The sequence below is a fragment of the Stutzerimonas stutzeri genome (genome assembly GCF_000952685.1).
Lineage (GTDB): Bacteria > Pseudomonadota > Gammaproteobacteria > Pseudomonadales > Pseudomonadaceae > Stutzerimonas > Stutzerimonas stutzeri_E.
Window position 1 is genome coordinate 621,817 of sequence record NZ_JYHV01000037.1, and the last position, 13,309, is coordinate 635,125.

At 62.3% G+C, this 13,309-nt stretch carries 12 protein-coding genes; 7 read left to right on the top strand and 5 right to left on the bottom strand.

The annotated features are described in order from the left end of the window. Nucleotides 1-59 precede the first annotated feature (59 nt). The 5 genes from UF78_RS21415 to dctM all read left to right on the top strand — a co-directional run bounded on the left by UF78_RS21415 (nt 60) and on the right by dctM (nt 6,949). The gene (locus UF78_RS21415; protein ID WP_045164223.1) at nt 60-1,859 is read left to right on the top strand and encodes a sensor histidine kinase; all 1,800 of its coding nucleotides are present in this window, start codon (nt 60-62) and stop codon (nt 1,857-1,859) included. Between the two features lies 1 nt (nt 1,860). Further along, nucleotides 1,861-3,252, top strand: coding sequence for a sigma-54-dependent transcriptional regulator (locus tag UF78_RS21420; protein ID WP_045164224.1), 1,392 nt, complete (start codon nt 1,861-1,863; stop codon nt 3,250-3,252). Nucleotides 3,253-3,814: 562 nt separating this feature from the next. Next, nucleotides 3,815-4,810 (top strand): C4-dicarboxylate TRAP substrate-binding protein DctP, encoded by a 996-nt coding sequence (dctP, locus tag UF78_RS21425; protein WP_045164225.1) that lies wholly within the window; start codon nt 3,815-3,817, stop codon nt 4,808-4,810. 232 nt (nt 4,811-5,042) lie between these two features. Then, nucleotides 5,043-5,669, top strand: a complete 627-nt coding sequence (locus UF78_RS21430; protein WP_045164226.1) for a TRAP transporter small permease — start codon at nt 5,043-5,045, stop codon at nt 5,667-5,669. Then, nucleotides 5,669-6,949 (top strand): C4-dicarboxylate TRAP transporter large permease protein DctM, encoded by a 1,281-nt coding sequence (gene dctM, locus UF78_RS21435; protein WP_045164227.1) that lies wholly within the window; start codon nt 5,669-5,671, stop codon nt 6,947-6,949. The genes UF78_RS21430 and dctM overlap by 1 nt, the downstream gene beginning before the upstream one ends. A gap of 76 nt (nt 6,950-7,025) precedes the next feature. On the opposite strand, the gene UF78_RS21440 is transcribed toward dctM, so the two are convergent. Beyond that, nucleotides 7,026-7,634, bottom strand: a complete 609-nt coding sequence (locus UF78_RS21440) for a 2OG-Fe(II) oxygenase (protein WP_045164228.1) — start codon at nt 7,632-7,634, stop codon at nt 7,026-7,028. Nucleotides 7,635-7,787: 153 nt separating this feature from the next. Between UF78_RS21440 and UF78_RS21445 the strand changes: the two genes are divergently transcribed. Further along, nucleotides 7,788-8,558: a hypothetical protein gene (locus tag UF78_RS21445; protein WP_045164229.1), complete on the top strand. Its 771-nt coding sequence runs from the start codon at nt 7,788-7,790 to the stop codon at nt 8,556-8,558. An 8-nt stretch (nt 8,559-8,566) separates the two neighbouring features. On the opposite strand, the gene UF78_RS21450 is transcribed toward UF78_RS21445, so the two are convergent. Continuing rightward, nucleotides 8,567-9,505: an alpha/beta hydrolase gene (locus UF78_RS21450; RefSeq protein ID WP_045164230.1), complete on the bottom strand. Its 939-nt coding sequence runs from the start codon at nt 9,503-9,505 to the stop codon at nt 8,567-8,569. Between the two features lie 100 nt (nt 9,506-9,605). On the opposite strand from UF78_RS21450, the gene UF78_RS21455 reads away from it, so the two are divergent. Next, a complete protein-coding gene (locus UF78_RS21455; RefSeq protein ID WP_045164231.1) occupies nt 9,606-10,190 on the top strand; it encodes a DUF6436 domain-containing protein in 585 nt (194 codons plus the stop codon). Nucleotides 10,191-10,249: 59 nt separating this feature from the next. On the opposite strand, the gene UF78_RS21460 is transcribed toward UF78_RS21455, so the two are convergent. The 3 genes from UF78_RS21460 to potA form a co-directional block, all read right to left on the bottom strand. Continuing rightward, on the bottom strand, nt 10,250-11,143 hold the full coding sequence (locus UF78_RS21460; protein WP_045164232.1) for an ABC transporter permease subunit: 894 nt from the start codon (nt 11,141-11,143) through the stop codon (nt 10,250-10,252). A gap of 76 nt (nt 11,144-11,219) precedes the next feature. After that, nucleotides 11,220-12,116 carry an ABC transporter permease subunit gene (locus UF78_RS21465; RefSeq protein ID WP_045164233.1) on the bottom strand — a complete coding sequence of 299 codons (897 nt, stop codon included), beginning with the start codon at nt 12,114-12,116 and terminating at the stop codon, nt 11,220-11,222. Continuing rightward, a complete protein-coding gene (potA, locus tag UF78_RS21470) occupies nt 12,113-13,264 on the bottom strand; it encodes a polyamine ABC transporter ATP-binding protein (protein WP_045164234.1) in 1,152 nt (383 codons plus the stop codon). Before potA ends, UF78_RS21465 begins: the two co-directional genes overlap by 4 nt. Between the last annotated feature and the right edge of the window lie 45 nt (nt 13,265-13,309).

The window sequence follows — 13,309 nt, forward strand, 5'->3', positions numbered from 1 at the left end:
CGGAGCACCGGCGATGGGCTGAACGTGCATAATGTCGCCCGACTCACAGGCGCATCCGCATGACACCATCCGAATCTCCTCGTCGCCCACGCTGGCGCAATCTGGCCCTGGTCGCTTTGCTGCTGGCGCCGCTGCTGTGGCCGCTGCAACAACTGGCCGAGCGCTACTACAGCAACGAACTGATCGAGCAGAATCGCCAGACGCTCGATCTCTACGTGGCCAACCTGCTCGGTTCGCTACGCCGCTACGAAGTGCTGCCACGCATTCTCGGCGACCTACCGGCGCTGCGCACTGCGCTGCGCCAGCCAAGCAGTCCGGCCGTCAAGGATCAGGCCAATCGCCTGCTCGACCAGCTGCGCAAGGAAACCGGAGCCGACGTCATTTATCTGATGGCACCGGACGGCGAAACGCTCGCCGCCTCCAACTGGAACGAGGAAGACAGCTTCGTCGGCCGCAACTTCGCCTTTCGGCCCTATTTCCGCGAAGCCATGGCCGGCAAGCTGGGCCGCTTCTTCGGCCTCGGCACCACCTCGGGCAAGCGCGGCTACTACTTTGGCGCGGCCGTACGCGATGGTGACAAGACACTCGGCGTACTGGTAGTCAAGGTGGATCTGGACCACACCGAGACCCTGTGGGGCAGCACGCCTGAACAGCTGATGGTCACCGACTACTTCGGCGTGGTGATCCTGACCTCCAAACCCGAATGGCGTTTTCGCGCCAGTCGCGCATTGGATGCCGACGAGCGTGAGCAGATCGCTTCCGAGCGGCCCTATCCGACGCTCGACCCTCAGGCGCTGACGCTCGACATCGATGCCTGGCTGATCCAAAGCCGCGAGCTCAAGGAAACCGGTTGGACGGTGCGTATTCTGGCGCCGATCAGCCTGGTCGAGCGGCCGGTGCAGACGGTGGTGGCCATCGGCGCCGCCACCCTCGCCGCTCTGTTGCTGCTGCTCGGTTTGCTGATGCAGCGGCGCCGCCATTATCTGGAGCGCATTGCGCTGGATGCGAAGGCGCGACAGCAACTCGAGCGCCGCGTACAGGAACGCACGCAGGACCTCGAAGCGTTGAACAGCCGTCTCAAGGAAGAGGTGCTGGAACGCGAGCAGGCCCAGCAGGAACTGGTCCGCGCCCAGGACGAACTGCTGCAGGCCGGCAAGCTGTCGGCGTTGGGCACCATGTCGGCCAGCATCAGCCACGAACTCAATCAACCGCTGGGAGCGATTCGCAGCTATGCCGATAACGCTGGCGTGCTGCTCGACCAACAGCGCAATGAGGAAGCCCGCGACAACCTCCGGCTGATCAGCGAGCTGACCGCGCGCATGGCGTCGATCATCGCCCATCTGCGCGCGTTCGCGCGGCGTGATCGGCATGCGCCGGAGCGGGTGGCGCTGCAACCGGCACTCGATGATGCGCTGGCGCTGTTGGCCAAGCGCCGCCAGGCCATGGGCGTCGAGCTGATTCGAGATCTTCCGGACGCGACGCTGTGGGTCCAGGCGGGCGAAACCCGTCTGCGTCAGATTATCTCCAACCTGCTGGCCAATGCGCTCGATGCGCTCAATGAGCGGCCGCCGGTACGGCGCATCTGGCTGCGCGCCGAACGCAAGGACGATGGGGTGTTACTCACGCTGCGCGACAATGGCCCCGGGTTTTCCGACGCAGCGTTGCAGCGCGCCCGCGAGCCCTTCTTCACCACCAAGACCAGCGCTCAGGGGTTGGGGCTCGGTTTGGCCATCTGCGATACCCTGACGCGTGCCCTGGACGGCGAGCTGACGATGACCAATCATCCCGAGGGCGGCGCCCAGCTCAGCCTCTATCTGCGATCCGCCGATCCCGGCGTCACCTTCCCCAGCGAGGACTAGCATGACCAGCCAGATCGACCCGCAGTTTCAGGTAGTCCTGGTCGATGACGATCCGCACCTGCGTAAGGCGTTGAGCCAGACACTCGATCTCGCCGGGCTCAAGGTGCTCAGCCTGGGCGACGCGCGCGGTCTGCCGGCGATGTTGCCGGTGGACTGGCCCGGCGTGGTGGTCAGCGACATCCGCATGCCCGGCCTGGACGGCCTCGAACTGCAGCAGCAGTTGCACGCACTGGACAGCGAACTTCCGGTGCTGCTGATTACCGGCCACGGGGATATTCAGCTGGCGGTGCAGGCGATGCGCGCCGGTGCCTACGATTTTCTCGAAAAACCCTTTCCCAGCGAAGCGCTGCTCGACGGCGTACGCCGTGCGTTGGCCTTGCGCCAGCTGGTTCTAGACAACCGCAGCCTGCGCCTGGCGTTGGCCGATCGTCAGCAACTCTCGGCCCGCCTGCTCGGACAGTCGCCGGCCATGCAGCGCCTGCGCGAACAGATTGGCGCGCTCGCCGGAACCCAGGCCGATGTGCTGATCCTCGGCGAAACCGGCGCCGGCAAGGAAGTGGTGGCGCGCGCGCTGCATGATCTGTCCAGCCGCCGCAGTGGCCCATTCGTCGCCATCAACGCCGGAGCGCTGGCCGAATCGGTGGTCGAGAGCGAACTCTTCGGCCACGAGGCCGGCGCCTTCACCGGTGCGCAGAAGCGCCGCATCGGCAAGTTCGAATTCGCTAATGGCGGCACCCTGTTTCTCGACGAGATCGAGAGCATGAGCCTGGACGTGCAGGTCAAGCTGCTTCGCATGCTGCAGGAGCGGGTGGTCGAGCGCCTTGGTGGCAATCAGTCGATCGCGCTGGACATCCGGGTCATTGCCGCCACCAAGGAAGACCTGCGCCAAGCCGCCGATCAAGGCCGTTTCCGGGCCGACCTTTACTATCGGCTAAACGTCGCGCCGCTGCGCATCCCACCGCTGCGCGAGCGTAGCGAGGACCTGTTGTTCCTGTTCCAGCATTTTGCCGAGACCGCTTCCAGCCGCCACGACTTGCCGATCCGTGAGCTACGGCCTGAGCAGCGCGCGCAACTGCTCAGGCATACCTGGCCAGGTAACGTCCGCGAGCTGCAAAACACCGCGGAGCGCTTTGCCCTCGGCCTCGAGCTGGGCCTTGAAGAGCCCGCACATGTCCCAGACGGTATCGCCGCAGCGACCGCCAGCACGCTCAACGAGCAAGTCGATGGCTTCGAACGCGCGCTGATCGCCGCCGAGCTGGCCCGTCCCCACAGCTCGTTGCGCAGTGTGGCCGAAGCTCTTGGCCTGCCACGCAAGACCCTTCATGACAAGTTGCGCAAGCATGGCCTGGTCTTCAACGATGCTGGCGGAACCTCGCCGGATGATGGCGACTAGCTGGCGGATTTCCGCCACGCATTGAGCAAGGATCTCAGAAGACGAAGCGCCGCCATCGCGCCTCTGACAGCTGAGCCGCAGTGCCAACCCGCTCATCAATCGCGAATCCTCCTCCCGAGAACCGGCACTCCCAGGCCCCCGCATTCGCGAAAGGCGAAGCCCGGCTTGTTCAATGATGAATTTCCAGCGGCCAAGGGCGCCGAGTAGAGTCATCCGAAACGTGCATCACTCGAAAGATGAACGGAGCCGATCGCCAGCACAGCATTTCGCCGCTTGCGGCTTATGGCCATGAGCCGCTGACAATACGCCAAACCTGCGAGCCAGACGGGCCGGCTGAGAATTATTCGTCAGTATTTTGCCATCATGCGAGTAAACTCCCGCGTTACGAGTCGCATCGCCCTGCGCATTTGGCATAGGGCTTGCTCTCGCTAACACGATGAACCGGCAAGCCGAGCCGATTAGGGGCGCATGTTCCCGATGGCTTCTAGACTTGTCTTGCTGGTTACAGCCGAGCTTTTCGCTCCCAAGCGGTAGCTCAATTCACAACAAGAGGAAAACAACAATGTTCAAACTGACCGCCACCGCGCTTGCCTGCGCCCTGTCCCTGGGAATCGCAGGCCTGGCCCAGGCTGCCGATCCAATTCTGATCAAGTTCTCCCACGTGGTTGCCGACAACACGCCAAAAGGCCAGGGCGCCAACCTGTTCAAGAAGCTGGTGGAAGAGCGCCTGCCCGGCAAGGTCGAGGTTCAGGTCTACCCGAACTCGTCGCTGTTCGGTGATGGCAAGGAAATGGAAGCGCTGCTGCTGGGCGACGTGCAGCTGATCGCACCTTCGCTGGCCAAGTTCGAGCACTACTCCAAGGGCGTTCAGGTATTCGACCTGCCGTTCCTGTTCGACAACATCCAGGCGGTCGACCGCTTCCAGCAGAGCGAAGCCGGCCAGAGCCTGCTGAGTTCCATGGAAGACAAAAACATCACCGGCCTGGGCTACTGGCACAACGGCATGAAGCAGCTGTCCGCCAACAAGGAACTGCGCGAGCCAAAAGACGCCCGTGGCCTGAAGTTCCGCGTACAGGCGTCGGCGGTGCTGGACGAGCAGTTCAAGGCCCTGCGCGCCAACCCGCGCAAGATGAGCTTCGCCGAGGTCTACCAAGGTCTGCAGACCGGCGTGGTCAACGGTGCCGAGAACCCGTATTCGAACATCTACTCGCAGAAGATGCATGAAGTGCAGAAGCACATCACCGAGTCCGACCATGGTTTGCTCGACTACATGCTGATCACCAATACCAAGTTCTGGAACGGTCTGCCGGATGACGTCCGTGGCGAACTGGAAACCATCCTGGACGAAGTCACTGTCGAAGTGAACAAGCAGGCTGACGCGCTGAACCAGAAAGCCAAGGCTGACATCCTGGCCGCTGGCACCACCGAAATCCTGGTTCTGACGCCGGAAGAGCGTGCCAAGTGGCGCGAAGCCATGAAGCCGGTCTGGAAGAAGTTCGAGAACGAAATTGGTGCTGACCTGATCAAGGCCGCCGAAGCGTCCAACCAGGCGCAGTAAGCCCTGACCGGAGGGAGCGGGGGCATTCGCTCCCTCCGTTACGAGATTGGCAATACCGACAGCGCAGTGAAAAACACAGCGGCCAGGCAAACGTCACGGCAAGCCGATCCAGGCTCTGCGCCTCGCCTAGAACAACATTTTTCATTGCTCTGTCATCCGGTTACCAGACCGGTTCATGGCGCACGTTCCGTACGCCTGTCGAAACAACGCATTCCATCGGGAGATGTCATCCATGAACGCCCTCTGGCGGGTCTGGGACCATTTCGAGGAAGGATTCATTGCCTTCCTGTTGGCCGCCATGACTCTGGTGACCTTCGTTTATGTGGTCCTGAACAACCTCTATACCGTTTTCTACAGCCTTGGTGACACCTTTGAGGCGGCCAGTGATTTCTTCTTCGCACTGGGCGACTTCATCATCGGTTTGGCCCAGGCGATGACCTGGAGCACCGCGCTGACCAAGGCCCTCTTCGCCTGGCTGATCTTCTCTGGCCTCGCCTACGGTGTACGCACTGCCGGGCACATCGGGGTCGATGCGCTGGTTAAGCTGGCCCCGCGCCACGTACAGCGCTACATCGGCGTGATCGCCTGCCTGGTCTGCCTGGGCTACGCCGGTCTACTGACTGTGGCCAGCTTCGAGTGGATCCAGGCCCTGTTCACCGCCAACATCGGTGCCGAAGATCTGGGCCATTTCGGCGTCAAACAGTGGCACATCGGCATGATCGTGCCGATCGGATTCGCCCTGGTCTTCATCCGTTTTGCCGAAATTTTCGTGCGCATCCTGCGCAACGAACAAACCGGCCTAGGCCTTGCAGACGAAGCGGCCGAAGCGGCCAAGCTCGGTGAAGAGGAGCCGAAGTAATGACTATCCTGTTCCTCTTCCTGGCGCTCTTCGTGCTGATGTTCATCGGTGTGCCGGTGGCCATTTCCCTTGGCCTGGCCGGTTCGCTGACCATCTTCTTCTTCAGCCCCGATTCGGTGCGCTCACTGGCGATCAAGCTGTTCGAGACCTCCGAGCATTACACCCTGCTGGCGATTCCGTTCTTCCTGCTCGCTGGCGCCTTCATGACCACCGGCGGCGTGGCCAAGCGTCTCATCGACTTCGCCAACGCGACCGTCGGCCACATCCGTGGCGGTCTGGCCATCGGCGCGGTACTGGCGTGCATGCTGTTCGCGGCCCTGTCCGGTTCGTCGCCGGCTACCGTGGCGGCGGTCGGCTCCATCGCCATCGCCGGCATGGTCCGCTCCGGCTACCCCCAGGCCTTCGGCGCCGGCATCGTATGTAATGCCGGTACCCTGGGCATTCTGATCCCGCCATCGATCGTCATGGTGGTGTACGCCGCGGCCACCGAAACCTCGGTAGGCAAGCTGTTCATGGCCGGTGTGGTTCCTGGCATTCTGCTGGGCGTCGGGCTGATGGTAGCGATCTACATCGTCGCGGTGAAAAAGAACCTGCCCGCCATGCCGCGCGCGACTCTGCGCCAATGGCTGTCGTCGGCCCGCAAGGCGCTGTGGGGCCTGCTGCTGATGGTGATCATCCTCGGCGGCATCTACTCGGGCATGTTCACCCCGACTGAAGCAGCTGCCGTGGCGGCGGTGTATTCGGCCTTCATCGCGCTGTTCGTCTATAAGGACATCAGCTTTCGCGACTGCCCGAAGGTGCTGCTGGAGTCGGGCAAGCTCACCATCATGCTGATGTTCATCATCGCCAACGCCATGCTCTTCGCGCATGTGTTGACCACCGAACAGATTCCGCAGCAGATCACCGCCATGGTGCTCGAGGCCGGCCTGCAACCGTGGATGTTTCTGCTGGTGGTGAACATCGTGCTGCTGATCGCCGGCGCCTTCATGGAGCCCTCGGCGATCATCCTGATCCTGGCACCGATCCTGTTCCCGATCGCCGTACAACTGGGTATCGACCCGATCCACCTGGGCATCATCATGGTGGTGAACATGGAGATCGGCCTGATCACCCCGCCGGTGGGTCTGAACCTGTTCGTCGCCTCAGCCGTGACCGGCATGCCGGTGACTCAGGTGATCCGGGCGGTGCTGCCGTGGTTGGCGCTGCTGCTGAGCTTCCTGATGATTATCACCTACGTGCCGGTGATATCCCTCGGCCTGCCGAACCTGCTGGGGATGTGACACCCCAACGCAAGCTTTGCCTTAAGCCCGGCCCCTGTGCCGGGCTTTTTTATCTGTCGTCGCAGCTATTCAGGTTTCAAAGCGCCAGCACATCCACCGGACGTCGGCGAAACCAGCCGGTCAGTGACAGTCGGTCGGTCTGGGTAACCAACACCTCGTGAGGGAAGTCGCCGGATAGAAACATCAGCAGATTGCCAGCCAGCGGTGCAATGTCGAGGCTGGAACCGTCGGCGAAATGCATGCGCAGCTCGCCGCCATCAGTCGGTTGCCAGTCCGGATTCAGATAGAGCACCGCGCTTACGCAGCGGCTGTCGTCATCACGGAAACGATCCAGATGGGTCTGATAAAAAGCACCGGGCGGATAGAGCGCGAAGTGGCATTCGAATTCTTCCAGACCGAGGAACAGCTCGCGATTGAGCGTTTGCCGCAGTTCGTCCATCAACGCTAGGTAGGCATCGCAGACCTCCGCCTGCCCCTCTTCCAGCCAGTGAATGTGGTCGCCGCGAATGCCTTCGCGCACCGCCTGCTCCTCGCCTCGGCCGACGCCGGCGGGCGCCAGCGCCCCTTCGGCATAGCGTCTGCGGCACTCGTCGGCCAGCTTTCGGGTCACATCACTGGACAGGAAAGAACTCTGCAGCGACCAGCCGCGTGCGGCCAGGTCGTCGATGATCGTAGAGAACGGCAAGGAAAGTGACTCCAACGGGTCAGGATGACGCTTCCCTGCGGCCTCGGTGGGCCCGCAGGGAAACAGCGGCTGAGTCTAGCAGCAGTGCTTTCGCTCCTCGACAAGCCCGGGTCGCGGCGCTGAAAATAAACCGCCCGCCACAGAGGAGCTTCCATGCGCGCCCTTATCGCTTGTGTATTACTCGCCTTCAGCCTGAACACGCTGGCCGATAGCTACGATGAACTTTACGAGGCTGCGGGCTGGACCGAACAACGCGCCAATTTTTCCGATGCCCTGACCGCCGCCCAGCAGCGCTACAAGAACAGCCTCCCGCCGGCGGTCTATCAGGCCCTGGTGACCAACAGCAACCGACGCTTCGCCGCTAACGCCATCGACCAGCGTGCCCAGCGCGCACTGCGCCAGAACCTGCCGGATCCTCAACCAGCGCTGGATTTCTTCCAGTCGACGCTGGGCCACAAGGTAGTCGCAGCCGAAACATTGGCCGGCCGACGCGAGCAGCTGGCCCGCTATGAAAATGGTTTGCCGCGAATGGAGGCCGGCAGCAATCGGCAGCTGTTGATTCGCCACCTGGCCCAGGCGTTACCGGCCGCCGAAGCCGGGGCCGAGGTGAGCCTGGCGCTGGCGGGGGTCGCAGCCGACAGTCTCAGCCAGATGATTCCCGGGCTGTTAGGCGGCGATCAGGCACAGGGACTGCTGGATAGCCAGCGCGAACGCTTGCAGCAACAGGTCGAGAGCGATCTGGACAATACCCTGCTGTATATCTATCGCGACCTGTCCGACGTGGAGCTGGAGAAATTCGTCGAGTTCGCCCAGTCAGAAGCCGGCCAGCGCTACTACCAGGCCGCGCTACAAGCCCTGCGAGCAGGTCTCGCGGTCGGCATGAGCGGCAGCGCGGTCCAGGCACAAGCGGGCGCCGCGCGCTAGGGCTGAGGTTATCGCAGCCGTTCGCTGAGAAAATCGAAGTACGCGTCGCGTATGGCTTCGCGTTCGTTGACCAGATGATGACGCGCCTCTGGGAGGCGCAGGATCTCCGGCTCGCTGAACTTACGCTTGAGCACTGGTAGGTTGTGCTGCCAGTCGACGGTCATGTCAGCGTCCCCCTGAATGATGATCGGACTGTGCGGGCTACGCGGTGCGCCTTCGATTCGCGGGATCCAACGCGACAGCGCGCCGACCCAGGCAGTGGGCAGAATATCCGGCTGCAGCGGGTCGTTCGATTGAATGAAGTCGAGAAACGCCGGATCGCCCGAGTTCTCACTGAAGCGCCGGGGGATCTGTTTGACGAAACGGCGCATGACTTCGTAGCTCATTCTGGACCAACCCCAGGCGCGCGGTCGCACCAGCGGCGCCAGGAGAATACCGCGCCCCAGCTGCGGTTGCCGTGGATGGCTGAGCAGATAATCCAGCACGATTGCGGCGCCAGTGCTTTGTCCCAGCAGATGCCACGGCTGAGGTAATCGCAACGCGGCGGCCTCATGCAGCAGCCCCTGCAGAACCGTCTGATACTCATCGAACTCATTGATACTGGCGCGCGGCCCGCTGGACAGTCCATGCCCCGGGAGGTCGCAGGCGAGTACCGCGAACCCCATGCGCAGGCCCCAGTCCACCACATGCCGGTAGAGGCCCATGTGGTCGTAGTAACCGTGCAGGATCAGCAGCGTCGCCACCGGCTGTTCGGGATACCACGCCTGCGCGACCACCTTGTAGCCGTGTACCGCAAAGCACCCCAGCCGGCGTTGCACGTTGGCATGCTGGGGTAGATCCAGACCGTAATACGCCTGATAAAAGCGGGCTTGCGAGGAAAGCTCGCCATCATGACTGAGCGGTTTCAGCTGTGCGCGGAGGGTGTCGGGATCGATTCGCGAGGGCATGACAGGATTTCTAGCTCGAATTGAACGGAATATTCAGCTCTGCAACGCGACGTGGCAAGCTGGCGTATTCCCTGATGCGTATCCGCTGAAGAGTGCCGCCATGTCCGTCCGCAACAAATATCTGATCGCCGCACTCGTCGCGCTGCTCTGGGGCGGCGCCATGCTGGCCGCCTTCCGGTGGTTCGAAGCGCGTTATCTGAGGCCCTTCGAAAGCGAACGTGCGGCGCTGTTCTCAGGCGAAAAGCTGGCATTGCCCGAGGCCTTGAAAGGAGCCGGGCCGATCCGCTTGGTGCATTTCTGGGATCCCGCCTGCCCCTGCAACGCCGGCAACCAGCAACATCTGGCCGAGCTGGTACAGCGCTTCGGTGCCCGAGGCGTCAGTTTTTACGCACTGCAAAAACCGGGAAGCCACGGTCGTCTGCCGGAACAGCTGGCCGGCCTGCAGACCCTCAACGCCTTGCCGGGCGCGGAAGACCTGCCGGCCAGCCCGGCCGTGGGCATCTGGGATGCCAGTGGCCGGCTGGTGTACATCGGCCCCTATAGCGAAGGGGCGGTGTGCAATTCCAGCAACAGCTTCATCGAGCCGATCCTCGAAGCGGTGCTGGCCGGCCGGCAGGTCAACGCCACGCACTCGCTCGCGGTGGGCTGCTTCTGTGACTGGAACGGTTACCTGCCGGAGGGCTGAGATACCGCTACAGTAGCCAACCTGCCGCGGCCAGGCATTCCGGCCGACCGGCCTACCGATCAGCTATGCGCCGAGGGCGGCGTCGCCACGTTGCTGGTGGCTGGTTGCCAGTTCTGCTTGGCGCCCTCGTCCATGGCCTGCCGCATCGCGCGCACGCGACGCTTCTCGGCGCGGCGGCTGACGTACCAGGCAATGAAGGTTGCCAGCGACACCACCAACAAAATCAGGCTCGCCACGGCATTGATCTCGGGCTTCACGCCGAGCCGGACCGCAGAGAAGATTTCCATCGGCAGCGTGGTCGAACCCGGCCCGGAGACGAAGCTGGCCAGGACCAGATCATCCAGTGACAGCGCGAACGAGAGCATCCCGCCAGCTGCCAGCGATGGTGCAATCATCGGTATGGTGATCAGGAAGAACACCTTCCAGGGCCGTGCGCCAAGGTCCATCGCCGCCTCCTCGATGGACTGGTCGAGCTCGCGCAGCCGCGCCATCACGACCACCGCGACATAAGCCGAGCAGAAGGTGGTGTGCGCGATCCAGATGGTCGTGATACCCCGCTGCGCCGGCCAACCGATCAATTGGGCCATCGCCACGAACAACAGCAGCAGCGACAGACCGGTGATCACTTCGGGCATTACCAGCGGTGCCGTCACCAGGCCACCGAATAACGTGCGGCCGCGGAAGTTGGGAATCCGAGTCAGTACGAACGCCGCCATGGTGCCCAGTGCCACTGCTGTGACTGCCGTGTAGAGTGCAATCTCCAGCGAGCGCATCACAGCCCCCATCAGCTGGCTATTGTCCAGCAGCCCCGCATACCACTTCAGCGACCAGCCACCCCACACCGTCACCAGCCGCGAGGCGTTGAACGAGTAAATAACCAGCAACACCATCGGCAAATAGATGAACAGCAGCCCGAGGACCAGGATCAGGTTGGAAAAGCTGTAGCGCTTCATAGCTTGCCCTCCAACTCTTTCGCCATGCTTGTGGGTAGAGTGCCGGTTGAACAGGGCAGCCAGCTAGTTAGGTGAGTCATAGCTTGCCCTCAAGCTCTTTGGCTTGGTTGCGGTTGAACAGAATGATCGGCACCAGCAGGATCGCCAGCATCACCACCGCCAGAGCGGACGCCACCGGCCAGTCACGGTTGTTGAAGAACTCCTGCCAGAGCACTTTGCCGATCATCAGCGTCTCCGGTCCACCGAGCAGTTCGGGGATGACGAACTCACCCACCACCGGAATGAACACCAGCATGCAGCCGGCGATGATGCCGTTCTTGGACAGCGGCACGGTGATCTTCCAGAACGCTTTCAGATTGCTGGCGCCGAGATCCGAGGCCGCCTCGAGCAGGCTCGTGTCATGCTTCACCAGGTTGGCATAGAGCGGCAGAATCATGAACGGCAGGTACGAATAAACCACGCCGATATAGACAGCCAAATCGGTGTTGAGGATGCGCAGCGGCTCGTCGATCAGCCCCATGCCCATCAGCAGGCCATTGAGGATGCCGTTGCTGCTGAGAATGCCCATCCAGGCGTAGACCCGGATCAGAATCGCCGTCCAGGTGGGCATCATGATCAGCAGCAACAGGACCGTCTGCAGATCCTTGCGCGCCCGGGCGATGGCGTAGGCCATGGGATAGCCGACCGCCAGACAGATCAGGGTGCTGAAGAAGGCGATGCGCAGCGAGCCGGCGTAGGCCGCCCAGTACAGGTCATCCTCGCTGAGGAAAATGTAGTTGCCGAGGTTGATCACCAGCTGCAGCTGCTGCTCGGCGTAGGTGAATATCTCCGTATAGGGAGGTATCGCCACGTCCGCCTCGGCAAAGCTGATCTTCAGCACGATGGCGAACGGCAGCAGGAAAAACAGCATCAGCCAGATGAAGGGTACGCCGATGACCAGCCGGCGCCCGGTATTCAAGCGTGAGCGGTTCATGCCTGCAGTACCACGCCGCTGTCGTCCCACCAATAGACGAACACTTCTTCCTCCCATGTCGGCCATTTCACGTGGCGTTCGGCGTTGGCGAGAAAAGCCTGCACGATCATCCCCGACGAGAGCTTGATGTAGTAAACCGAATGCCCGCCCAGATAGGCGATGTCGTGCACCACGCCCTTGGCCCAGTTGTAGCCCGGTCGCTGCAGCTCAGGGAGTTCGGTGCCGATCAGCAGCTTCTCTGGACGAATGGCATAGGTAATCTGTTTGTCCTGCGCACGGGTGCTGATGCCATGCCCGACGTAGATCGGATTCTCCAGACCGGGAGAGGCGATGACGGCGTGATCTTCCACGTCTTCGATCAGCTCGCCCTCGAACAGGTTGACGTTGCCTATGAACTCACAGACCAGCCGGCTTGCCGGAGTCTCGTAGATATCCATCGGACTGCCGACCTGGGCGATCCAGCCCAGATGCATGATGGCGATACGTTCGGCCATGGTCATGGCCTCTTCCTGATCGTGGGTGACCATCACGCAGGTCACGCCGACCCGCTCGATGATCTGCACCAGTTCCAGCTGCATCTGCGAGCGCAGCTTCTTGTCCAGCGCGCCCATGGGCTCGTCGAGCAGCAACAGCTTGGGCCGCTTGGCCAGCGAGCGGGCCAGGGCGACGCGCTGACGCTGGCCGCCGGACAGCTGATGCGGCTTGCGCTTGGCGTACTGACTCATCTGCACCAAGGTCAGCATCTCATCGACTCGCGCCTGCACCTCATCCTTGGGCAGTCCGTCCTGCTTGAGGCCGAAGGCAATATTCTGCGCAACCGTCATGTGCGGGAACAGTGCATAGGACTGGAACATCATGTTGATCGGCCGCTCGTAAGGCGGCATGTCGGTGATGTCCTGACCGTCGAGAAAAATCCGCCCTTCGGTCGGTCGCTCGAAACCCGCCAGCATGCGCAGCAAGGTCGACTTGCCCGAGCCGGAACCGCCCAGCAGAGCGAAGATTTCGCCCTGATGGATGCTCAGCGAGACATCATCGACGGCCACCGTTTCGTCGAACTTCTTGGTGACGCGGTCGATCTTCAGCAGCACCTGTTTGTTCTGACTCTCGCCGGTGAGGGCTTTTTTGTAGGCGCTGGAGGCAACGGCCATGCGCGAACTCCCGATTGGAAAAAAGAATGGGCCCGGACAGCACCG

What these genes read in the sequence shown, in the direction of transcription:
- UF78_RS21465 (WP_045164233.1), bottom strand. Translation starts at nt 12,116, where the DNA reads ATGAACCGCTCACGCTTGAATACCGGGCGCCGGCTGGTCATCGGCGTA.
- dctP (WP_045164225.1), top strand. Translation starts at nt 3,815, where the DNA reads ATGTTCAAACTGACCGCCACCGCGCTTGCCTGCGCCCTGTCCCTGGGA.
- UF78_RS21450 (WP_045164230.1), bottom strand. Translation starts at nt 9,505, where the DNA reads ATGCCCTCGCGAATCGATCCCGACACCCTCCGCGCACAGCTGAAACCG.
- dctM (WP_045164227.1), top strand. Translation starts at nt 5,669, where the DNA reads ATGACTATCCTGTTCCTCTTCCTGGCGCTCTTCGTGCTGATGTTCATC.
- UF78_RS21460 (WP_045164232.1), bottom strand. Translation starts at nt 11,143, where the DNA reads ATGAAGCGCTACAGCTTTTCCAACCTGATCCTGGTCCTCGGGCTGCTG.
- UF78_RS21445 (WP_045164229.1), top strand. Translation starts at nt 7,788, where the DNA reads ATGCGCGCCCTTATCGCTTGTGTATTACTCGCCTTCAGCCTGAACACG.
- UF78_RS21430 (WP_045164226.1), top strand. Translation starts at nt 5,043, where the DNA reads ATGAACGCCCTCTGGCGGGTCTGGGACCATTTCGAGGAAGGATTCATT.
- UF78_RS21455 (WP_045164231.1), top strand. Translation starts at nt 9,606, where the DNA reads ATGTCCGTCCGCAACAAATATCTGATCGCCGCACTCGTCGCGCTGCTC.
- UF78_RS21420 (WP_045164224.1), top strand. Translation starts at nt 1,861, where the DNA reads ATGACCAGCCAGATCGACCCGCAGTTTCAGGTAGTCCTGGTCGATGAC.
- UF78_RS21415 (WP_045164223.1), top strand. Translation starts at nt 60, where the DNA reads ATGACACCATCCGAATCTCCTCGTCGCCCACGCTGGCGCAATCTGGCC.
- potA (WP_045164234.1), bottom strand. Translation starts at nt 13,264, where the DNA reads ATGGCCGTTGCCTCCAGCGCCTACAAAAAAGCCCTCACCGGCGAGAGT.